This is a genomic window from Arthrobacter sp. SRS-W-1-2016, from assembly GCF_002009585.1.
Classification (GTDB): domain Bacteria; phylum Actinomycetota; class Actinomycetes; order Actinomycetales; family Micrococcaceae; genus Arthrobacter; species Arthrobacter bambusae_A.
On sequence record NZ_MTPV01000006.1, the window covers coordinates 1 to 20,093 of the forward strand.

At 63.4% G+C, this 20,093-nt stretch carries 22 protein-coding genes and 1 pseudogene; 11 read left to right on the forward strand and 12 right to left on the reverse strand.

What is annotated here, in order from left to right; translation table 11 throughout:
* Positions 1-584: 584 nt before the first annotated feature.
* Positions 585-959: a hypothetical protein gene (locus BMF89_RS01550; protein ID WP_078105338.1), complete on the forward strand. Its 375-nt coding sequence runs from the start codon at positions 585-587 to the stop codon at positions 957-959.
* Positions 960-1,020: 61 nt separating this feature from the next.
* Here the strand turns inward: BMF89_RS01550 and BMF89_RS01555 are convergent, their stop codons facing one another.
* Both BMF89_RS01555 and BMF89_RS01560 read right to left on the reverse strand, forming a co-directional pair.
* Positions 1,021-1,395: a hypothetical protein gene (locus BMF89_RS01555; protein ID WP_078105339.1), complete on the reverse strand. Its 375-nt coding sequence runs from the start codon at positions 1,393-1,395 to the stop codon at positions 1,021-1,023.
* 74 nt (positions 1,396-1,469) lie between these two features.
* Complete coding sequence (locus BMF89_RS01560) at positions 1,470-2,453, reverse strand: aldo/keto reductase (RefSeq protein WP_078105340.1); 984 nt, start codon at positions 2,451-2,453, stop codon at positions 1,470-1,472.
* Positions 2,454-2,678: 225 nt separating this feature from the next.
* Between BMF89_RS01560 and BMF89_RS01565 the strand changes: the two genes are divergently transcribed.
* The gene (locus tag BMF89_RS01565; protein ID WP_078105341.1) at positions 2,679-3,689 is read left to right on the forward strand and encodes an aldo/keto reductase family protein; all 1,011 of its coding nucleotides are present in this window, start codon (positions 2,679-2,681) and stop codon (positions 3,687-3,689) included.
* A 514-nt stretch (positions 3,690-4,203) separates the two neighbouring features.
* Positions 4,204-4,953 (forward strand): dienelactone hydrolase family protein, encoded by a 750-nt coding sequence (locus BMF89_RS01570; RefSeq protein ID WP_078105342.1) that lies wholly within the window; start codon positions 4,204-4,206, stop codon positions 4,951-4,953.
* 99 nt (positions 4,954-5,052) lie between these two features.
* Here the strand turns inward: BMF89_RS01570 and BMF89_RS01575 are convergent, their stop codons facing one another.
* Both BMF89_RS01575 and BMF89_RS01580 read right to left on the reverse strand, forming a co-directional pair.
* Complete coding sequence (locus BMF89_RS01575) at positions 5,053-5,727, reverse strand: HAD family phosphatase (RefSeq protein WP_290439661.1); 675 nt, start codon at positions 5,725-5,727, stop codon at positions 5,053-5,055.
* Positions 5,728-5,768: 41 nt separating this feature from the next.
* On the reverse strand, positions 5,769-6,086 hold the full coding sequence (locus BMF89_RS01580; protein WP_253190649.1) for a hypothetical protein: 318 nt from the start codon (positions 6,084-6,086) through the stop codon (positions 5,769-5,771).
* Positions 6,087-6,101: 15 nt separating this feature from the next.
* Between BMF89_RS01580 and BMF89_RS22265 the strand changes: the two are divergent.
* Positions 6,102-6,230: pseudogene (locus BMF89_RS22265) on the forward strand (amino acid permease); the annotation flags it as partial.
* Positions 6,231-6,454: 224 nt separating this feature from the next.
* Here the strand turns inward: BMF89_RS22265 and BMF89_RS01585 are convergent.
* Positions 6,455-6,658, reverse strand: coding sequence for a DUF1918 domain-containing protein (locus BMF89_RS01585; RefSeq protein ID WP_078105344.1), 204 nt, complete (start codon positions 6,656-6,658; stop codon positions 6,455-6,457).
* Positions 6,659-6,907: 249 nt separating this feature from the next.
* On the opposite strand from BMF89_RS01585, the gene BMF89_RS21475 reads away from it, so the two are divergent.
* From BMF89_RS21475 to BMF89_RS01600, 3 genes are read left to right on the forward strand one after another with little or no spacing between them, the layout of a single operon-like run.
* Positions 6,908-7,888: an HAD-IC family P-type ATPase gene (locus BMF89_RS21475; RefSeq protein ID WP_171983374.1), complete on the forward strand. Its 981-nt coding sequence runs from the start codon at positions 6,908-6,910 to the stop codon at positions 7,886-7,888.
* Positions 7,804-8,124 (forward strand): 2-oxo acid dehydrogenase subunit E2, encoded by a 321-nt coding sequence (locus BMF89_RS21480; protein WP_171983366.1) that lies wholly within the window; start codon positions 7,804-7,806, stop codon positions 8,122-8,124. Before BMF89_RS21475 ends, BMF89_RS21480 begins: the two co-directional genes overlap by 85 nt.
* A complete protein-coding gene (locus BMF89_RS01600; protein ID WP_078105345.1) occupies positions 8,121-8,363 on the forward strand; it encodes an acyl carrier protein in 243 nt (80 codons plus the stop codon). The genes BMF89_RS21480 and BMF89_RS01600 overlap by 4 nt, the downstream gene beginning before the upstream one ends.
* Positions 8,364-9,086: 723 nt before the next feature.
* Here the strand turns inward: BMF89_RS01600 and BMF89_RS01605 are convergent.
* Positions 9,087-10,064, reverse strand: a complete 978-nt coding sequence (locus tag BMF89_RS01605) for an ANTAR domain-containing protein (RefSeq protein WP_078105346.1) — start codon at positions 10,062-10,064, stop codon at positions 9,087-9,089.
* A 458-nt stretch (positions 10,065-10,522) separates the two neighbouring features.
* Complete coding sequence (locus BMF89_RS01610) at positions 10,523-11,851, reverse strand: MFS transporter (protein WP_078105347.1); 1,329 nt, start codon at positions 11,849-11,851, stop codon at positions 10,523-10,525.
* A gap of 142 nt (positions 11,852-11,993) precedes the next feature.
* On the opposite strand from BMF89_RS01610, the gene BMF89_RS01615 reads away from it, so the two are divergent.
* Positions 11,994-12,881, forward strand: coding sequence for a shikimate dehydrogenase (locus BMF89_RS01615; protein WP_290439662.1), 888 nt, complete (start codon positions 11,994-11,996; stop codon positions 12,879-12,881).
* Positions 12,882-12,949: 68 nt separating this feature from the next.
* Positions 12,950-13,762, forward strand: coding sequence for an IclR family transcriptional regulator C-terminal domain-containing protein (locus BMF89_RS01620; RefSeq protein WP_078105349.1), 813 nt, complete (start codon positions 12,950-12,952; stop codon positions 13,760-13,762).
* On the opposite strand, the gene BMF89_RS22690 is transcribed toward BMF89_RS01620, so the two are convergent.
* Positions 13,699-14,859 carry a hypothetical protein gene (locus tag BMF89_RS22690; RefSeq protein ID WP_171983367.1) on the reverse strand — a complete coding sequence of 387 codons (1,161 nt, stop codon included), beginning with the start codon at positions 14,857-14,859 and terminating at the stop codon, positions 13,699-13,701. The genes BMF89_RS01620 and BMF89_RS22690 overlap by 64 nt on opposite strands.
* 283 nt (positions 14,860-15,142) lie before the next feature.
* Here BMF89_RS22690 and BMF89_RS22285 point away from each other — a divergent pair, with 283 nt between their 5' ends.
* Positions 15,143-16,381, forward strand: a complete 1,239-nt coding sequence (locus BMF89_RS22285; RefSeq protein ID WP_078105351.1) for a PRC and DUF2382 domain-containing protein — start codon at positions 15,143-15,145, stop codon at positions 16,379-16,381.
* A gap of 30 nt (positions 16,382-16,411) precedes the next feature.
* Here the strand turns inward: BMF89_RS22285 and BMF89_RS22695 are convergent, their stop codons facing one another.
* Positions 16,412-16,759, reverse strand: coding sequence for a hypothetical protein (locus tag BMF89_RS22695; RefSeq protein ID WP_171983368.1), 348 nt, complete (start codon positions 16,757-16,759; stop codon positions 16,412-16,414).
* 314 nt (positions 16,760-17,073) lie between these two features.
* On the opposite strand from BMF89_RS22695, the gene BMF89_RS01640 reads away from it, so the two are divergent.
* Entirely contained in the window at positions 17,074-17,334 is a 261-nt protein-coding gene (locus BMF89_RS01640; protein WP_216353770.1) for a hypothetical protein, read from the forward strand.
* On the opposite strand, the gene BMF89_RS01645 is transcribed toward BMF89_RS01640, so the two are convergent.
* From BMF89_RS01645 to BMF89_RS01655, 3 genes are all read right to left on the reverse strand, one after another.
* On the reverse strand, positions 17,302-17,985 hold the full coding sequence (locus BMF89_RS01645; RefSeq protein WP_253190650.1) for a haloacid dehalogenase type II: 684 nt from the start codon (positions 17,983-17,985) through the stop codon (positions 17,302-17,304). The genes BMF89_RS01640 and BMF89_RS01645 overlap by 33 nt on opposite strands.
* 50 nt (positions 17,986-18,035) lie before the next feature.
* Positions 18,036-18,293, reverse strand: a complete 258-nt coding sequence (locus tag BMF89_RS01650; protein WP_078105354.1) for a hypothetical protein — start codon at positions 18,291-18,293, stop codon at positions 18,036-18,038.
* A gap of 746 nt (positions 18,294-19,039) precedes the next feature.
* On the reverse strand, positions 19,040-19,564 hold the full coding sequence (locus tag BMF89_RS01655; RefSeq protein WP_078105355.1) for a ferritin-like domain-containing protein: 525 nt from the start codon (positions 19,562-19,564) through the stop codon (positions 19,040-19,042).
* Between the last annotated feature and the right edge of the window lie 529 nt (positions 19,565-20,093).

The following is a 20,093-nucleotide window of genomic DNA, read 5'->3' on the forward strand; positions in this document are numbered from 1 at the left end:
AAAGCAAGCTACGACGCCGGAGTCCTGACCCTGCGCATCCCGGTGGCGGAGAAAGCAAAGCCGCGCCGCATCGAAATTGAAACCGCCGGAAAACAGCGCCAGGAAATCAGCGCCTGACCATCGGCGCAGCCTCCCGGACCGGGAGCACCTCAGCGGCCCATCACACGCAGAGGGCGGTCGAGTTCACAGACCACGCCACAGCGCAGCCAGCACAGGGATGACGAGGCCCCGAGGATGACTTCCGCAACGATGGTCCCCGGTTCAACGGACCGGGGACCATCCCCCCGCCCACCTGAACCAAGCACCTACGATGAGGAACAACGGCCCGACTCCCTACGACATCCTGCATATCGCCCCCACCGCTACAAACCCGCGCCGCCACGGCCCGGCGCCGCCTCCGTTCGGATTCCAGGGCATTTGCTTCCCCCCGTCACTCCTTATCGGACTGGTCATCTCGGCGCCGCCCGCCGGACGATCCCCGGGAATGCCGGTCCGGCAACGGTCATATCCGCCAACCGGCCACATGCTGATCCTGCAGATCAGGCGCTGAGAGCCGGAAAACCGCACAAGTCCAAGGAGCCCCCATGAGTGCCTGGCGCGCGTACGACAACCAATTGATGCCCGCGTTCTACGAACGCTTCGAGAAGAGATGGGGCAAAGGAACAGCGCCGTTCCTGGACCCCGAGACCCACGAACAACCCATGCCGAGGGCCCAGTGGATCAACCCGGACACCGGGGCCGCGGTCGCGGTCGTCCCCATCTGGACCGAGGATCCCCAGCACCGCTCCTTCGGGGTGTTCTACCTTCCCCCGGCCGGCGATATCTGGGTCCTGCGACCCGGGTACACGAACTACCTCGAGACCGACACCAAGAACACCGAGCAAGCCAGCCTGCGCAACGACGCCTTCCGAAAAGCCGTCGCACACGCCAAGGAATTCATCTACGGAACCCAACCCTGACTCTTCGGGAATACACCATGCCCCCTCCACAGATCAGCCCGTTCCTTCGGGACTGCATTGTTCACGATGACGCAGGCGACTCGGGGATCAACGCCGACGCGCTGACCCGAAAGGGCAGAGCCTTCCCTGGGCTGCGCATGACTGGACCAGCCGCCGTGGACTCCACTAGGCGCCATACCGAAAAATGGGCACAAGCGAGCTCCAAGCAAGCGGCATTGCCCCTAGAGGGCGAGTTCGCCCTCCCGAGTCCAGCCGAGGGCCTCGTGATGGGGCCCACCACAGCGAATCCATCTCCGAACGCCACCCGGCCCCGCGCCAAGGGGCGGTCGAAGCGGGTCAGCTCTACGACGTCGTAATCCTCCAAGGGCGCCTCGAACACGCCGAACTTGGACTCCAGCAGCGGCGCGCCGTTGGCCTCGCCCGGCCGGGCGGTCATCAGGACGCCGACGGGAAGTGTTCCCCCTTCGTTGAGTCACGCCCACAGCGGCCGCCAGTCGTGAGTTCCGAGGGTTACCAGCGCGAATGGATCATCTCGCGGAAGTACGTGTCGTAGATTTCCCTGACTCTGTTCTCGAAGTCCGGTTCTAGGTGGTCCAGTAGTTGGGCGGAGGCGGCGTTAGTGCGGGCCTGTCCGGGGTTTCGTGCCCCTGGTATGACGGTGCTGACTCCGTCGCGTGCCGCGATCCAGGCGATGGCCGCCTGGGCTGTCGTCGCTCCGGACGGGACAAGCTTTTTGAATTCTTCCACCGCTTTGAGGCCCTGTTCAAAGTCAACTCCGGAGAAGGTCTCTCCGACGTCGAATGCTGCACCGTTCCGGTTGTATTTCCGGTGGTCATTTTCGGCAAAGACTGTGTCCTTGGAGTACTTGCCCGAGAGCAGGCCGGAGGCCAGAGGGACCCTGGCAATGATGCCGACTCCGGCGTTCTTCGCCGCGGGCAGGACCTCGTCCAAGGGTTTGAGTCTGAAGGCGTTCAGAATGATCTGGACGGTCGCCGTGCCGTGCTGGATGGCCTCGAGTGCTTCGTCGGTCCGCTCAACGCTGACACCGTATTCCTTGATTGCGCCTTCACTGATGAGCGTCTCCAGCGCATCGTAAACTTCCGGGCGGCTGTAAACCGGGGTCGGTGGGCAGTGCAGCTGCACAAGGTCCAGGCACTCCGTCCGGAGGTTCCGCCTGGACCGGTCAACCCATTGCCGGAAGTTGGCCAATGTGTAGTTTTCCGGTTTCTGTTCCAGGCGCCGCCCGATTTTGGTAGCTACTGTGATGTCCAGCCCGGGGTTGGCAGCGAGGAACGTGCCAATGATTTGCTCACTCCGCCCGTCGCCGTAGACATCGGCAGTATCAAAGAAGGTCACCCCGGAATCCACTGCGGCTTCCAGGATGTCGCTGGCATCCTTCAGATCCACGTTGCCCCAGTCGGCACCAAGCTGCCACGTGCCCAGCCCCACAACGGAGACGGAGCGCCCTGTCTTGCCTAATACTCGCTGCTTCATCCTTCGACTATAACCACGGCACAACTGCCCCGTCCGCATGGAAGGGGGACAGCTGATCCTAGGACCCGAAGGGCCAGCCACGCCTGGACAAAAGATCCCGTCGGAGGCGTAGTCTCGGAAACGGCTACAGACACAGGGGCCGCCCATGGAACGATGTGGTCAGGGCCCTGGGTGCCGCCGCACGGCCGGCTACTTCACGGACGAGAGAAAGCGCGTCAGCAAACAATGGAATTCAGGTACCTTGGCAACTCCGGCTTCAAGATCTCGGAAATCACGTTCGGCAACTGGCTGACCCACGGCTCCCAGGTCGAGAACGACACCGCGACCGCATGCGTCCGAGCAGCGCTCGACGCCGGAATCAGCACCTTCGACACGGCCGATGTCTATGCCAACACCGCGGCCGAGACCGTCCTTGGCAACGCCCTGAACGGCGAACGGCGGGAATCGCTGGAGATCTTCACGAAGGTATTCGGTCCCACAGGGCCCAAGGGCCACAATGATCTCGGTCTCTCCCGCAAGCACATCACGGAATCCATCAACGGCTCCCTCAGGCGCCTGCAGACCGACTACGTGGACCTCTATCAGGCCCACCGCTACGATTTCGAGACGCCGCTGGAAGAAACCATGCAGGCCTTCGCGGATATCGTGCGGCAAGGCAAAGCCCTGTACATCGGCGTGAGCGAATGGACAGCGGAGCAGATCCGCGACGGTCACGCACTGGCCAAAGATCTGGGATTCCAGCTGATATCCAACCAGCCGCAGTACTCGATGCTCTGGAGGGTCATCGAGGCCGAAGTGGTGCCGACGTCCGAAGAACTCGGCCTCTCCCAGATCGTGTGGTCCCCCATGGCCCAGGGCGTACTGAGCGGCAAGTACGAGCCCGGGCAACCTGCTCCCGAAGGCAGCCGCGCCACAGACACCAAGGGCGGAGCGCAGATGATCAAGCGTTGGATGTCCAACGAGGTCCTGACCGGGGTCCAGAAGCTCAAACCGATCGCGGAAGAAGCCGGACTGACCATGGCTCAGCTCAGCATCGCCTGGGTCCTGCAGAACCAGAACGTGGCCTCGGCCATCACGGGCGCGTCCCGGCCCGAGCAGGTCGAGGCCAACGTGGCGGCATCGGGAATGAAGCTGGATCAGGAGATCATGGACAAAATCGACGCCGCGATCGGCGCCCTCGCCGAACGCGACCCCGCCCGGACCAAAGATTCCTCACCCGCCACCCGGGAAGCATAGGCACCAAACGGCAGGGGATGGCCGGACGCCCTTGTTGCACATCCTCGTCCAAACCGCCCAAGGGGTGTGCGCCTCGGGCGTTGATTCGTTGTGCTCAGGTTCCGCAGTATGCAACGTAGGGTGCAACCCTCACTGCCCGGAGACAATGGCAGTGCTCGGAATACTGAGACCTTCTCGGCCATCATGATCTTCCAGACTCCGGGATTGTGTGCTAGTAGACGAGCTCGCAGCATGCCTGCGAATTCAGGTTGGCGAGTTCCGTTCCCGGACACCCGTCACCCATCAGCACGTTCCACGAATTGTTGCATCCTGCATTCCCGAATCACGACGGGCCGGTTTCGTCCGCAGACGCTTCTCGGGCACCCTATGGAGGGAGCTCCTTCTCCGGCGGGCGTTCGATCGCGATCGTTCGAGTATGTGAAGCGCGGGCTCGAAACGGTCTCGACGCGAACTCCCTCGACTTCGTGCGGGACCGTGACCCGGCTTTACTCCTGAGCTCCGATATTGTGGGCCTATGCCAATCGAAATCCCTGCCGCTGAGGGCACTGCTGAGGCCCTCGTGGCCCGCCCTTCCGCTGCAATCGGCCCTCTTCCCGGCGTCATCCTCTACATGGACGCCTTCGGCCTGCGTCCCCGAATCCAGGAGATGGCCCAGCGCATCGCCGACTGGGGCTACGTGGTGCTGGCGCCGAACGTTTTCTACCGTGAAGGATCAATAGCCGAGCTCGCCCCGGCCGTGGACATGTCCGCCCAGGCAGGCAGGGAAGCGGCAGGCATGGCTGCCTTTCCCCGGGTTGGCCGCCTGACACCGGAAAAGGCGCTGCAGGACATCAATGCGTGGGTGTCCGCACTTGCCGGGCTCAACGGCGTAGCTCCCGGCCCCATCGGGACCACCGGTTACTGCATGGGCGCCCGGCTGGCCGTCCGCACCGCCACGTCCCATGCGGACGTGGTGGCAGCGTGCGGCGGCTTCCACGGCGGCGGCCTCGCCACCGACGGGCCAGACAGCCCGCATCTGAAGCTTGGAAATGCACGGGCCCGGTTCGTATTCGGCCACGCGGACAATGACCGCAGTATGGCACCGGACGCCGTCGCTCGGCTCGGCGAAGCCTTAAAGGCCGCAGGGCTCGAGGCGTCGAACGAAATCTATGCAGGCGCGCCGCACGGCTACACCATGGCGGACACCTCCGCCTTCAACGCGGCGGCCACCGAGCGGCATTTCCAGGAGCTGCAGGCTCTACTCGACGCAACGCTGAAAGGCTGACCCCGGTCACCGCCCGAAGCCGGATTGCCACTTCGAATCGCCTGACTGTCAGGCGACAGACACGGCCGAACGATCCCTTGCTCCTGTTTTGTGCCTGGCTCAAGACTGCGGTTGGATCAAGTTCTGAAGGCTTTCCACAGTGACAGTCTCTAGCGAAGGTACGAAATGCCGGCCAGGAGCAGGGGGTGGCTGGACAACTCCGGGGACGACGACAACTTGCATCCCGGCGGCCTGGGCGCTTGTTGTCCCGCTCACCGAGTCTTCCACCGCGACACAGCTTGACGGCTGCACCCCGAGGAGTTCGGCGGCCGTCAGGTATGGGGCAGGATGCGGCTTTCCCTGTTGAACTGAATCTCCGGCCACAATGGCGTGAAAGGTTCCAAGGGGTGCAGACGCTGCAACGCGGGTTGCAACCGGGCTGAATGCCATGGTGACCAAGGCGGAGGGAATGTGCGCTGCTGCGAGATCTGCGAGGATCCTTTCGGCGCCAGGTAGCCAGGGTATGCCTTCTTCGAGTTTCTCAACCACTCGTTCGAGGAGTCCGTTGATAATCTCCTCGACCGAAAGTGGGACACCATGTTCTTGCAGAATCGCCGCGGAGGCCGGCATCGCCTGACCAACCGTAGAGCGGGCCTCCTTTGCGGTCCATTCAAGTCCGTGCAATCTTGCTATTTCTTGCTGAGCCGCCATCCAGTACGGCTCTGTATCGACGAGAGTGCCGTCCATGTCCCAGAGAACTGCTCGTAGGTGATCTTGATTTCCGGAATTCGTCACTGGGGTGCCCTTCCGCTGGGATCGGCTGAAAGATGGTTTCGCTAAGCAGCTGTGGACGTGGAGGCCAGAAGGTCCCGGACCGCAGCCGCCCCTGCGTCGGAGGAGAAGTCCGAGCTCAAGCCTACGACGCTGACTCCCGCTGAGAGATAGGTGGCGGCGGTGGCGGCTTTCATGCCGCCTGTCGCGACGAACTGCACGTCCGGAAAGGGCCCTTTCATGGCCCTGATCCATTCGGGTCCGAGCAACGAGGCGGGGAAGGCCTTGAGCCAGGTCAGTCCGAGAGCTGTGGCCCGGAGTATTTGCGGACAAGTTGTCCTGTACTGACGAGAAAAGTCCTGAAATAGGGCACGCCCCAGCACCGTGTCGCCTTCACGCTACACAGGACCGGGGCGGCGGTCGCGGCTCTGGGTGCCCTGCTGGCCCCTATCGCAGGGCTGGGGCGCACCAGTCTGGCGATAGCCCGCGAACACGACCTGCCGCACCGGCTCTCCGCCGTCCACCCCCCGGTTACAAGGTTCCCCACCGGGATTCACGCAAGTTCGGGAGATGATGTTCGTCATAACGGAATCAAAAATCGAAGCCCCTCCGGCATTGCTGATGGGGCTTCCCCTTTGCCCCGACAGCGTCGGTTGACCTGAAGGCTCAGTCGAGCGGAATGGGGCGCGAACCCGAGGAGATCGCTGTGACCAGAATCAGTTCAGTATCCTCAGGCGGGCGGGAGCCGCGTTCAGCCGGAGTGATCTGATCTTTGGTGGTGAACCACGGAATCGGGACCGGGAAAGTACAGGCCTTCATGACCGGTGTCGGACCAGCGGACCAAGTAGGGTGGAGCACCGTCGGGTCCGCGCACCTGAATGATCTCGCCGTCGCGACTCGGCTCGTCGATGTGCGCGGCGTGCACAATGATCCGGTCGCCGACATTTGCATGCATGCGGACCTCCCTGGCTTCCCTCCAATGGTACTGCGTGTCCCCGGCGACACGAAGGGGCATTGACGTTGGCTGTCTTCGTCACCCCTGCAGCAAAGCCCACCGGAATGGAATCGTTCATAGATCAAAAGCGCGATGCACAGCGGAACGGCCGCTTGCCGCACAGGCCATGTCCTTTGGCCTCTGGCGCCTTGAGCTGATCCGCGCTCCACTGGCTCCATGGATCTGGATAACGATCCATCCCCCCTCGAAATGCCTTCCACACCTGCCACGGACGAACTTGGTGGGTCTGCGGACCCACGGGCACCTGTTCAAAGGGTGCTTCGTGACTTGCGGGCGAGCCGTACGGGGTTGTCGGAGCGGGAAGCGGCACGGCGTCTGGTGGCGTACGGACCGAACGAACTCGCCCGACGTGGAGGCTTGCAGTGGCCGCGACAGGTTGTACGGCAATTGGTGCCCCCTCTCGCGTTGCTGCTTTGGCTTGCCGCGCTGCTGAGCTATATCAGCGGTTCAGCTACTCTGGCAGCGGCGATCGTCGCGGTCATCCTCCTTAACACTGGGTTCGCTTTCCTCCAGGAACGCTACGCGGAACGGGCCGTCGAAGCCCTCTCCGCCTACCTTCCGCCACAGGCCCGGGTTTTGCGCGACGGCGAGGAGAAGCAAATCCAGGCCAGGCAGCTGGTTCCAGGGGCTGTGCTGGTGGTGCGCGAAGGCGATCGTGTCAGCGCCGCCGATGCACGGCTCCTCGAGGGTTCCGTGGAAATGGACGTCTCCACCCTGACAGAGGAATCCCTTCCCGTTTCCAGGAGCGCGGAGGTCTGGATGCGCACCGAACTCGGCCGGATTGCCGCGCTCTCTGAACGCGTCGGCCACGATCCGAGTCCGCTCGAAAAGCAGGTGACCAGGGTGGCGCGGATCATAACCGTCGTCGCGGTCGCCATGGGCATCGCTTTCATCCCCGTGGGCACACTTCTCGGCGGTCTTTCGCTGGGCGACACCCTGAAGTTTGCGATCGGGCTGCTGGTAGCCAATGTCCCCGAAGGCCTGCTGCCGACCATCACCCTCGCATTGGCCGTCGGCGTGCGTGTCCTCGCGCGCCGGGGGCCCCTGCCATCCACGACGCTGACACCCTGCCCATGGGCGTGCCGATGGAGCAACTGCGGGACCTCGTCAGCCGCGCGCGTGCCGGCCGCCTGCAGCGTGCCGAAATGGCGGATCCGACCATCACCGTGACCAATCTGGGGGATCTCGGCGTCGAGAGCGTCTATGGCGTCATCTATCCCCCGCAAGTCGCAATGGTTGGCTTCGGGCGTGTGATGGAACAGCCGTGGGCAGAGAACGGAATGATCGGGGTACGGCATGCCGCTATTGCCACCCTCTCGGCCGACCACCGTGTCAGTGACGGCATGCGTGGCGCCCGCTATCTCGCCCGCATCGAAGAATTGCTGCAGAAACCGGAGGAGCTATGAACCAGCAGGAAGCCCGTGCGGTCGTCCACGCCGCCATCGGAAAGGTCGCACCGGATGTCGATATGGCGGACGTCGATGAGGATTTCCGGCTGCGGCAGGACCTTGAACTTGATTCACTGGACTTCTTGCGGCTTGTGGAAACCATCGACACCGACACCGGCGTCAACATTCCCGAGCGTGACTACCCTGGGGTTACCACCGTCAAGGGACTTATCGCTTACGTTGCCTCCCACGCCTAAATACCCCCGTGCATGGCAGGTACGGGGGTATTTAGGCGCCTGCAGGTAGCCATCAGATAACGCCGGGTTCAAAAGCTCAGCATCCTCACCCGCACAGAGACCTCGGTTGCTCCCCTGCCCGGGGTCACGGACGGGGGCCATGTGACGGCACGAAGCACCCAGGCCCTGACATCCGTGCGGGTCGAATCGGCCGCATCGGGGCTGCACTCATGCTTACGATCCCGTCCCCTGACCGCGCTACCGCTAGCGATCCTGGCCGAAGACAGGACAAGCGGTACTCACACCGGCGGGATCTGCTTCGCTTTCAGGGGCTGGCATTGCAATCTCTGCTCCGTGGCCAGGCGTTGCCGTGCAGTCTCGCAAAGTAGGACACGTCTGGGCCGCGCAGCGGGGTTTCCCGGGCTCGTGCGATATCTTCCGGTGCCGCGCTTGCGAAACAGCTTCGGCAGGGCCTTGGCCATCCCGAGGCTGACGGTCCAGACGGATCGTTTGGCTAGTTCGTGCGCCCGAAGAACAGTAACGCCGTGGAGCCGACCACCAGGACCGGACATGATGCGTGGCTGACAGGCAAGTAACATCGCCCTTGAACTACAGCACGGCCTGCTCAAGCGCTCCCCCCAAACCTGGTCAAGATCTCATGGGCTCCAGGGCTTTGGATCAGGTCTCTGAGGATGAAGCCATGGGCGCCCGGTGGAGACTGGACCTGCGCCCTGGTGGCCGTCGTCAGGCGTCGAAGTGAACTGCATGAATGTCCGCCCCGGCGACGGAGGTAATGATGGACGCCGCGAGGGCCCGGAGTTTCACGTTCCTGGTGTTGGAGGCCCGTTGCAGCATGGAGAAGGCGGCGTCATGGTTGCAGCGGTTTTGTGCCATCACCACCCCTAGCGCGGTGTCGATGACCGTCCTCTTTGCCAAGGCTGCAGTCAGATCCTGATTGGCATCTTTCAAATGCGCGATGAGCAGTACCAGGCGGAGGGCGATGGAAGCCTGTACTGCGAAAGCTTCCGCAGTGTCGATGTCTTCCGGGGAGAACGCGTTCGGGCGTCTGGAGTAAAGGGTGAGGGCGCTCAGGGAATCTCCTTCAACGGACAAAGGGACGCAAAGGATAGACCTGAAACCATGCCCGACCGCCGCGGGGACGAACCGTGGCCAGCGGTCTTCGTGTTCCAGGTTTGCGGCCAGGACTGCTTTTTGGTCCTTTATGGCAGTCCGGGACGGGCCCTCGTCCATGATGTTGTCCAGGTCCTCCATGGAGCTGGCCCCAGGCTCGCTTCCGGCCGCTGCCGCAGGTTTCTTCTGCCGGTGGACGGCGATTCGGCAGGATAGCTCCATGCCGGCAGAGGGAAGTGTCCTTGCGGCAAGGGTGGCCAGATCGGCGAGGAACGGCACAACATCGTCGTTGATCAGGACCAAGTCCAGAGGCCGGATGTCCATGTTTCCCGGAAGTGTCGCCAGCGCCGTGATCGTCCTGAACGTTGTCCGCCAGTGTGATCGGGGCAGGTCGACAGCAGCCGGGGTGTCGGCGGAACGGTCCTGGATCAGGCCGGTTCCGGCGCACTCGCGCACATCGGTGATGGCTGCCGCCGCAGTTGCCGTATCCGGATAGGCCTGCGAGATGGCCAATACTGCTCCGTCAGCTGCCAGGAGCCGGAACCGGGTCTGGGAGTGAACATCGGTGAAGAGTTCGAATAGTCCAGCCATCGTGTCGTCCTTCCCGTGTCCCCGCCAGGGATCACGCCAGGGCCTTCAAAGCCCGAATAAGAGGTTGCCGTGCACGGTGCTTGCCTTCATAGAATGACCTTGTTTGCCGGCAACCGTCAGAGGCTAAGGTCCTGAAACCTGATGATTCGCACCTGCGCACGTCTGAGAGCTGCACGAACAACCCGTCCATGCTCGCCCCACGCTCAACGCTTGGAGTCGCGCCACTTTCCCGGCCGGCGGACCGGCCATCGGTGGGGACGATGAGGGGAAGACGACCAGGTCCCGCCCCAAACGCGCGAGCATGCCCTGTCTGCGATGGGTACAGCCAACTGGGGCGCCCATCGTGAGCAGGGACAGGAGCAGGAAGACTGTGACGCTTGTCCCGAGGGCCCGGCCGAGTTGGCCGACGATAACCTCGGGGTGGGACCGGTCGATGTAGCCCCACCCCGGAAACTTGGCTAGGGGACGGAGTTTCCCAGCTCGCGCAGCGGAGTCTTGGCTGTTTCCCTGGCCCACAGTGCGCCTAGCACTGCAAGGACCGAGGAGGCCGCGACGATCCAGGCGGCGGGACCCCAGTTTGCTGATACCGCGCCGACGAGGGCGGTGCCAAGCAGGGGCGTGAAGCCTGCGCAGACGATGCCGATCTGCAGTCCTATCGCCATGCCGGAGTAGCGGACCTTGACGTTGAAGAGTTCGGCGAACCAGGCGGGGTAGACGGCGTTCGACATGGCGTAGGTGCCCGCGGTGATCAGGGTGCTGGTCAGGAAGATCATCGGGACGTTGCCCGTGGCGATGACCGAGAAATAAGCGAAGATCATCAGGCCGGATCCGAGGACACCGCTGATGAAGATCTTGCGCCGCCCGAACGTGTCCGAAAGACGTGCCATCAAGGGTTGAGTGGCGGCGGCGAGGACGTTGCCGACGATGCTGACCCACAACATCGTCGATGCGGGGACCCCGACGGACACGGCGTAGGCCAGACCGAAGGACTGCATGAAGGTGTTGGTGACGGTTTCGAAGGACATCAGGGCAACCTGGAAGAACTGTGCCGGGTGGGTCGAGAACATTTTGGCAAACGGGAGTTTGACCAGTTCTCCGTGGTCGTGCTTTTCCTCGAAGACCTCGGGTTCTTCCAGTGATCGACGAACCAGGAACGCGACGATCAGGACCAGGATGGAGAGCCAGAACGGGATGCGCCAGCCCCAGGCGAGCCGCTCGGCCTCGCCCATTGCGGCCACCGGCAGGAAGGCCAGGGAAGCCAGGACGATGCCGAAGGAGATGCCGCTGATGGCGAAGCTGGCGAAGAAGCCGCGGCGCCCGGCGGGCGCTTCCTCCATGGTCAGCGCCGAAGCGCCCGCGGTTTCGGCACCGGCGGAAAGTCCCTGCAGGAGGCGCAGCAACACCAAGAGCGCGGGCGCGAAGTAGCCGGCGGAATGGAAGTCGGGCAGCACACCGATGAGGAAGGTGGCGGACCCCATCAGAACCAGGGTGAGGACCAGGGTGCTTTTCCGGCCCAACTTGTCGCCGAGATGGCCGAATACCACCGCACCGAACGGCCGGGCGACGTAGGCAACCCCGAAAGTTGCGAAGGAAGCCAGAAGAGCGATGGTCGGGTCACCGGACGGGAAGAAGATCTTCGAGAAGATCAGCGATGCCGCGGTGGCGTAAATGAAGAAGTCGTAGTACTCCAGCGCCCCGCCAAGGAACCCGGCGAGGGCCGCTTTCCTGGCGCGCTTGAGTCGACGCAGGGCCACATCCGCTGTTGACGGCGTTTCGAGGTTTGTCATTCTGAGGGTCCTTCCGCGTTGAAAGACAAGGATTTAGTGATGGAGAGATTGATCAAATTGTGCGCATTGCGAACAACTGTGCGATATGCGATTATTGAACATGGTAGCGCATGAGTGAGTTGCCTCACAATGGCTACTGCGCATGCCATCTTCACATCAACGGAAAGGCACCAGCGTGGAAACCAGCACGTCCGCGAGACGGTTGTTTCTCATAGGATCCGAGGCTTCAAAGGCCATGTCGCCGGACCTCTGGAATCCGGTTTTGAGGAAAATGACAATCGGCTGGAGCTATGAGGCATGGGATGTGCCTGCCGGAGCCTCCATGGCCGAGGTCCGCGCAAAGCTGCTTGAGACCGATGTCGTGGCCGCCAACGTCACCATGCCCCACAAACAATGGGCGGCCGGTGCCGGCGAGACCGTCACGGATCCGGTCCGGCTCAGTGGCGCGGCAAATCTGCTGGTGCGTCATGAGAAGCAACTCGAAGCGCACAACACGGATATCACGGCGGTCACTGCCCTGCACGGAGATCGGTCCGAACGTCACGCCGTGATGTTCGGAGCTGGAGGCGCTGCGAGGGCAACCCTTGTCGCCTTAAAGGACCGGGTCGATCACGTGAGCATTGCGGACAGGGATTCGGAGGCATCACGCCAGTTGCTCGAACTCGCCGCGCGCCTGGGCATGGACGCCAGTGAGACAACCTGGGACGGGGCCCAACGCCAGGCGCTTCGGGCTTCGCTCATAGTCAACGCCACACCTCTTGGAAAGAACCGGCAGGACGGCCCGGTCTGGGGCATGGCCGGCCTCGCTGACGACGCAATGGTGTACGACTTCGTCTACGCAAAGCACGTCACTGCCAGCATTGCCAGCGCAAAGGAACAGGGACTGCGCTACGCGGACGGGTGGGACCACCTGCGGGAACAGGCAGCGGCGATGGTTCCTGTTCTCGGCTTGCCGCCTCAGACCGGCTTGCTTTTGGAGCGCACGCTCGCAACGATCCACGGCGGAAGCGCCGCCGTCGGGCCTATATAATCGGAGCTGCTGTCCGGCGCCGGTTGCCGTCGGGTCCAGGTACGGGCGCAACGAAGGAAGGGAAGTCCATGTCGGAGAATCCCGCCTATTTTGTGAAGTCGGTCGCCAAAGCCTTTGACGTCCTCCTCGCATTCTCCCTGGAGAATCCCCGGATGACCGTTTCCCAGATCGCGTCACAGGTGGACATCACGAGGGCATCCGCCCGGCGGTTCCTGTTGACCCTTGCGGACTTGGGGTATTTGCGGGCCGACGGCCCCTATTTCGAGCTGGCTCCCCGCTCGCTGGACGTGGGCCAGTCGTTCCTGGCCAACCTGGCGCTGCCCAAGATCGCGGAACCGCACCTCAAATCCCTGGCTGCCGAACTCAACGAAACAACGTCCTTGTGCATCCTCGATGGAACCGATGTCGTTTATGTGGCCTGCGTGCCGTCGCCACGGCTCTTGAGCATCTCCATCACCGTCGGCACGAGATTCCCCGCGTGGGCGACGTCCATGGGGCGGATACTACTGGGAGGCCTCTCCGAAGGGCAATTGGAACACTACTTTGACTCGGTCCAGTTGCAGCGCTTCACTGAGCGATCAGTCGGAAGCCTCGCGGAACTGCGCACCGAGATAGCCCTGAGCCGAACCAAGGGCTGGTCAATGGTCTCGCAGGAACTCGAGGAAGGACTGCGTGGCGTCGCCGTGCCCGTCCGGCGCGGAAACGACATTGTCGCAGCCGTCAACGTATCCCTCCAATCCCACCGGGCCACCACCGACGAAGTCGAAAAGACCGTGGTTCCCCTCCTGCAGGAAGCTGCCTACCAAATCGGCCGGGACTATGGCGGACGCCCCCCGAATCCGGGAATGAAACCAAGCGCTTGCCCGAACCAACCCCGCTGACCAGCCACACCAAGGTAAGCCTCCCGCCATTCCGCGTGCCCGGCAACCCGCTTCCCTTCCCTTCGCCCGCCGTCGCAAGCCGTGAGCAGAGTCGCGTCGACCGGGGGCTGGTCTCCGACGTCCATTCCCATGGGAGTCGCGTTGAGCACCAGATCGCATCCTGCGGGATCCGGACTGCCGGTGCTCACCTGTCCGTTGCCGAAGTCTGCGAGTAGCTCGAGAAGCCCGGCCACGCGCGCCTCGTCGGCATCGTGGATGATTAGTTGGCCAATACCCGCTTCAAGAAGCGCGATAGCGATAGCGCTTCCCGCACCACCAGCGCCGACAAGAAGCGCCCGGGCCCCTGTAATCCGGGCGCCGCGGTCCTGCTGCGCCTTGACGAAGGCGAGCCCGTCCAGCACGTCCCCGCGCCAGGTGCCGTCCGCGTTGCGCCGGATGACACTCACGACCCCAAGCATCCTGGCCCGCGCGGAGCTGGTGGCGCAGTGCTCCAAGGCGGCGAACTTGTGCGGCATCGTGACAAGGATGCCATCCACATTCGGCGTTGCGGTGAGGCCCGCCATCACGACCTCAAGATCTCCCTCCGGCACCTCCATCGGGATACAAATACCGTTATGGCCACGTGCCGCAAAGGTGCGTGTCAGCCACAAGGGAGACTGAACGAACCTCACCGGGTCACCGATGATCGGGTGATGAAGAGTCTTGGTGCCGGCGGTGTGGGAGCGGACATTGTGCGCGGCCCACCGCGTGCGGAATTCGTCGCTGCGCGTCGAAGGGTGTCCGACAAGCGTGCGACTCGAGCCGGGTTCCAGGCTTTGGAAACAGTGGGAACCTGTACGGCCCAGTCCGACGGCAGAGGTGCACCCGTAATGCACACCCCGAATCCAGCCCGGCAGACTCCCCCACCAACCGCACTTAGCGCCCCGACAAGCAGAGGGCAAACGATTCATAAGGGGGCTTTCTAACAGCTCCGCACCCGTGATATAACACGGAAAAGGGACGGGAAAACGTGCCGCGCGACGGGGCCGGTTCCCCGCCTCCTGATCAAATGGCGGCGCACACCTTTGGATTATTCGCACCGGATCCACGCCGGACATGGGGCATTGAGAACGCTCACTCCCCACGTCCCGGTCGGTCTCGCCTTCCGTTTGCCGCTCGCGATTGCTGCTTGGACTCCTGCCCTGCCGACGCGCGAGTGGCCGCCCGGATTGGGGCGGCGAGTGCAGAACTCTTCTATCAGCCGCCCGTCCTGCGGGTTCTACGCCCACAGCAAGAAACTCCGGTCAGGCCCGCTGTGTCCTGGCCGGTACGGGTCAGGAAGCCCGTCGAGGGCTCCCGGACCGGACCATAAACCAAACCAATGAGATCCAAGGAGACATCATGCTCACCAGGGAACAAGTTGATCGTGCACTCAGCGAAAGCGCAAATATCCTTTCGGCGGACGGAGAACGGATCGGATCCATCGGCCAGGCCTACGTCGACAACGATGACGGACAGCCGAGCTGGGCGACGGTCAAAACGGGCCTGTTCGGAATGTCCGAATCCTTTGTGCCGCTCGAAGGGGCCCGGCTAGAGGGCACTGACATCGTCATCCCCTACAGCAAGAACCAGGTCAAGGAGGCGCCAAGAATCGAATCGGGCCGGGCCCTGGATCCCTCCGAAGAAGAACGGCTGTACCAGCACTACCAACTCGAGGGTGCACGCACCTACACAGACGCGACCAAAGATACCCCGAATGGCACCACCGGGCTCGGAACGGACCGCACCGACGCACACGCCGCCGACGCCCAGGCACCCTCCGCGCAACGAACCACCACCGGACCCGAGCGAACCGACGCACGCGCCACCACGGACACCACCGGATACGGCACCACGCCGCCGGCTACCGCCGACGCCCAGGCACCCTCCGCGCAACGAAACACTACCGGACCCGATCGAACCGACGCAGGCGCCACCACGGACACCACCGGATACGGCACCACGCCGCCGGCTACCTCCGACGCCCAGGCACCCTCCGCGCAACGAACCACCACCGGACCCGAGCGAACCGACGCACGCGCCAGCACGGACACCACCGGAACCGACGCACGCGCCACCACGGACACCACCGGAACCGACCGAACCGACGCACGCGCCACCACGGACACCACCGGAACCGACCGCACCGGCACACGAACCACCACCGGACCCGATCGAACCGACGCACGCGCCGAACACGAGACCGCCGCGCCCACCACCGAGGACGCTGTGGCCAGACCCCGGACAACTCCGGGCCATGGCGCCGAACAGCCGGCAACGGGCCGCGGACGCCTGCGCAAGTACGTCACTACGGAAAACGTGACCAGGACTGTCCCGGTGCAGCGCGAGGAAATCCGAATCGACCGGGAACCGATCACGGACGAAAACCGCGAAGAGGAGCTAAACCGTCCAGGCAGCGACGATGAGCGCGAGATCATCCTTCACGAGGAACAAATCATCGTCACGAAGGAAAGCGTTCCGGTCGAACGGGTCCGCATCGGCACGGAAACGGTCACCGAGGAGGTCACCGTCAACGAAGAAGTCCGCAAGGAACACCTCGGCACCGAAGGATCCGAAGACATCCAAGGGGACAACGGCTAAGCGACAGAAGCATCAACCGTCGGGGCAAGGTCAGCCAGCTCCGGATCCTTCCCGCGCACCCATACCGGGGGCGGTCGCGCCGGCAGGGCGCCAGCCGGTGGTCACACGTGCCGGGATGGCCTGGACGGCCATCATTGCCGCCCTCGTGCTCCTGGTCCTGCTCATCGCGTTCATCGTGCAGAACCAGGACGCGGCCGGGGTCAGGTTCTTCGGCCCGGACGGGACCATCTCCCTGGGCATTGCCCTGCTCATCGCCGCGGTCGGCGGCGGGGCCCTGGTCGCCGTGGCCGGTGCAGTACGCATCATCCAGCTCCGGGCCCGCACCCGCCTGACGTCCGCGACACGCCGCTCACCGGGAAGAAGAAGGCCGCCAGACATATCCGGAAGTCAGCCGAAGCAGCCCCGCGCGGGGCGGAACGGAAACTCGGAGGCGCCGACCGCGGCCGGCGTCTCCGCGGCAGCGGCACTGACATGGCGACGCCGCAGCGCGTTGCCGCCAGCGCCGAACCCTAGACCGAACAGGCAGCGGCCGGGCCGAATAGCTCCTGACAGAGCCCATCAGGGACGAACTAGCACAGCAGAGGCCGCCACCAGCGCGGCCCTGGCGGCGGTCGGACTCATCGATAGGGAAGCCGAAGGCCAAGCCATCGGCCGCCAATGGCGGATCGGGTCCCTGGAATATGGGCCCCGGCTTGGTGAACCGGGACAACCCGGTCTTCATAAAAATCGCCACCGATAATCGCACCGGCAAAATCCCGGGCCTGATCTCCCTGGCCAAAGACGCCGGAGACCTCGTCGCCGCGGGCGTGCACATTCTCAAAGCCGGAATGAGCGTGGAGGACGTCGCGACCTCCTTGGCCCCTTACTTGACCACGGCCGAACGCATCAAAATCGCAGCCCAGTCCTACAGCAGCGACATCTCATGTCTTTCTGTCGGCCAGGACGGCGGGTAGTTCGGTCAAACCGTTGACGGTGTGGTCCGGAGGGGTGAAGTAACCGGGATAAGGAGCGCCGACGCGATTAATCCAGGCCGTTTGCAGACCCGCCTTGGCTGCCCCATGGATGTCCCAGGGGTGCACGGCGATCAGCAGCATCTCCGAAGGTGCAGCGCCGATCGCCTGTGCCGCATAGCCGTAGGAAGCCGGTGCCGGCTTCCAGGCCTGGGCGTTTTCGACCGAGAGCAGGGCCTCGAACTCCCCGCGGATGCCTGAACGTTCGAAGAGCTTCTCGGCGACCGTGGCGGAGCCGTTCGTCAGGGTGATCAGCCGGTAACCGGCCTGTCGAAGTCCCCGGACGGCGTCGGGGACGTCGGAGTGCAGGCCCAGCGAGGCCATGCCCGACATGATGTGTTCCACGGCCTGGCCCACGTCACGATTGAGGTCGATGCCTGCTAGCAGGCCGCGCAGCACTTCTGCCCCTATCTCGGCGAACGTGCCGTTGTCTCCGGCCGCGGTGAGGGCGAATCCGTCTCTGAGGAGGGCCGCGAACCAGAGTTTACCCAGGGTGGCCGGGGCACCAACCTCCGCGAAATGCCCCGCCATCGGCGACATGTCGGACAGGGTTTCATTGACGTCAAACACAATCACTAGGGGGTTCGTGCTCACAAGCTTCTCCTTCATGGCATCGGCTGCGGTTCGGGGGTACCACGCTGGCCTTAAGAAAGTACTGCTTGAGTCTGGCACCGGTCGGCCCGGAAATCCACGACGACGCCCTTGGGCCTGATCCAGCGGATCAGTCCGCCTCGGCCCTGTTCCTTCACGTGCCGACGCTGCAAGCCCAGCTTCTTGGCCCGGGCCTTGAGTTCCGGACCGGCGCATTCGTAGTCATCCGCGTTGGCCCCGTGTCCACCAACGGTCCCGAGTGCTTCGTACAACTCGCGGTCATTCAGGCTCGGATTCTTGTTGTTCGCCATGTTTTCTGCTCGCGTTCGGTCAGGATTTCGTTACGGACTCGTCGCCCGCGGTTCACCCCACCGGAGCCAAGGTCGGCAGCGCAGGATTGTCGCCCGATCCGTCACGGGAAGGGCTGGAACTGATAAGGGATCCGGTGATGGAACGGTACGGGAGCGGTGCAAGTTCGCGCTACTGCGCGGGGTCCAGACATGGATCCCATATTTGGTTCGGGGAAACGTGTTCATCGCGGACCCCGGCTTCCGTCGGGGCTCCCTCCAGTTTCCGTCACGGATCAAGGTCCGCGGGGACTGCCCGCTGCTCTGTGGCCGAGGCCGGCGCGGGGGCCGGTCAGCGTCCTGCTGTTTTCCTAAACCTCTTCCACGCCGCGCCGCGAGGAAGGGGCATGGCATTTCGGGTAGGTGGACACTTCGCCGTTCCCGTTCCCGTGCCCCGGTCCCTCACCATGGCTGTCCAGGCGATTTCGATGATGTCGGCATCCCCTTTCGCTGCCGCACCCCCGTCGGGGAACGTCACCACCATCGCCCCAAGATTATCCTCGGTTCCACCAACGCCACCCGGGGACTAGCCGACCCGCCGCGACCGGAGCTAGAACAGGACGCCCATACCAGGACCGCTACCGCCAACCAATGCGTGAACGTGAAAACCGGGTAGCAGCGGGCTCAACAGGAACTGCGTTCATCTCAACCGTTCTGCTTGTCTGTCTGACGCACCGCCTTCTTCAGGCGGCGCGTTCTGGCGCTGCGGATCAGCGGGTTCTCGGGTTCTCGTTATCACTCGGCGTCGCGATTCCTTCGCCTGCGATCTGCTGGGCCGCTGTCTTGATCTTCTCGATTGCAGCCTTTTCCTGTTCCAGGTTCTGGCTCAACAATTGAGCAACATCAGCTGCGCCACGGGCTTCGGCATTCGTGATTAGAATCTCGTAGACGGCGGTTTCATAATGCTCGGTCTCCAACGCGCCTGCCAGAACCACGGCGTCCACCAGACTGTCGTCTGTCTTGCCGATGGTGGACTTACCCTCCTTGGCCAAGCCTTTGGTGGTGGGGGATGGGGAAGTGTTGATCTCCTCTCCCAGAAGCTGGAAACACTGCTCCAGATTGGTGATCTGCTGCCGGGTTTCGTTGGCGTGCTCACGGAAGAGGACTTTCAACTCTTGCCTAGTGGCGGCGCTCTCCAGCTCGCCTAACATGTCCAAGGAGTCATGCTCCATCGTCAGCGCGGAACCGAGCTTGAAGCTGAAGATTTCTTCCGCAGTCTTGAAGTGTTCAAACATCTGATTCTCCTATCTAAAGCAGAGATCAAAGAACAGTGCGGTCCATTAAGCTAAGCATGCTTAGTATCAAGCGGCAAGAGTGATTTTCATGTAGCGGGCTCCGTGCCGGCCAGGGCGCGCACGGCCCTGACAGGCCGGCCGTCGACGCCGGACGAACGCGAGCAACGCTCTCGCCATTCTCAAGCGCTGAGTGATGCACTCGGCGCCCACGGTCACCACAACCGCCGAACTTTTAGTCCCAGCCACTTCAGGCGCCCCCGCAGGACTCAGCCCGGCGGGACCGCGGCCGTTGCCGTCACGCCACTGGCCGCGCTGGCGCTGGAAACCTGCGCTCACCTTCGGTCCGGGTATGTCGTGCCGCACCAACGACCGCCATGACCGGGGCGGCTGTCCTCCCGGCGCTTCCCGCCCCGGTTCTCGCCGGTTAGGGCCATCCACGTCGGCCGAACGAAGTTCTAAGCCTACGTACCATTGCGCCCGCGCAACCATTCCCGTTAGATTGAATACTGAGCGAAGACCGGCCTCACCG

Coding starts and splice junctions, on each gene's coding strand:
- BMF89_RS21475 (WP_171983374.1), top strand. CDS start 6,908: ATGCCTTCCACACCTGCCACGGACGAACTTGGTGGGTCTGCGGACCCA.
- BMF89_RS01605 (WP_078105346.1), bottom strand. CDS start 10,064: ATGGCTGGACTATTCGAACTCTTCACCGATGTTCACTCCCAGACCCGG.
- BMF89_RS01655 (WP_078105355.1), bottom strand. CDS start 19,564: ATGTTTGAACACTTCAAGACTGCGGAAGAAATCTTCAGCTTCAAGCTC.
- BMF89_RS01555 (WP_078105339.1), bottom strand. CDS start 1,395: ATGACCGCCCGGCCGGGCGAGGCCAACGGCGCGCCGCTGCTGGAGTCC.
- BMF89_RS01585 (WP_078105344.1), bottom strand. CDS start 6,658: ATGCATGCAAATGTCGGCGACCGGATCATTGTGCACGCCGCGCACATC.
- BMF89_RS01550 (WP_078105338.1), top strand. CDS start 585: ATGAGTGCCTGGCGCGCGTACGACAACCAATTGATGCCCGCGTTCTAC.
- BMF89_RS01560 (WP_078105340.1), bottom strand. CDS start 2,453: ATGAAGCAGCGAGTATTAGGCAAGACAGGGCGCTCCGTCTCCGTTGTG.
- BMF89_RS01570 (WP_078105342.1), top strand. CDS start 4,204: ATGCCAATCGAAATCCCTGCCGCTGAGGGCACTGCTGAGGCCCTCGTG.
- BMF89_RS22690 (WP_171983367.1), bottom strand. CDS start 14,859: ATGTCCGGCGTGGATCCGGTGCGAATAATCCAAAGGTGTGCGCCGCCA.
- BMF89_RS01650 (WP_078105354.1), bottom strand. CDS start 18,293: ATGGCGAACAACAAGAATCCGAGCCTGAATGACCGCGAGTTGTACGAA.
- BMF89_RS01565 (WP_078105341.1), top strand. CDS start 2,679: ATGGAATTCAGGTACCTTGGCAACTCCGGCTTCAAGATCTCGGAAATC.
- BMF89_RS22695 (WP_171983368.1), bottom strand. CDS start 16,759: ATGTCTGGCGGCCTTCTTCTTCCCGGTGAGCGGCGTGTCGCGGACGTC.
- BMF89_RS21480 (WP_171983366.1), top strand. CDS start 7,804: ATGGAGCAACTGCGGGACCTCGTCAGCCGCGCGCGTGCCGGCCGCCTG.
- BMF89_RS01610 (WP_078105347.1), bottom strand. CDS start 11,851: ATGACAAACCTCGAAACGCCGTCAACAGCGGATGTGGCCCTGCGTCGA.
- BMF89_RS01615 (WP_290439662.1), top strand. CDS start 11,994: ATGCCATCTTCACATCAACGGAAAGGCACCAGCGTGGAAACCAGCACG.
- BMF89_RS01620 (WP_078105349.1), top strand. CDS start 12,950: ATGTCGGAGAATCCCGCCTATTTTGTGAAGTCGGTCGCCAAAGCCTTT.
- BMF89_RS22285 (WP_078105351.1), top strand. CDS start 15,143: ATGCTCACCAGGGAACAAGTTGATCGTGCACTCAGCGAAAGCGCAAAT.
- BMF89_RS01600 (WP_078105345.1), top strand. CDS start 8,121: ATGAACCAGCAGGAAGCCCGTGCGGTCGTCCACGCCGCCATCGGAAAG.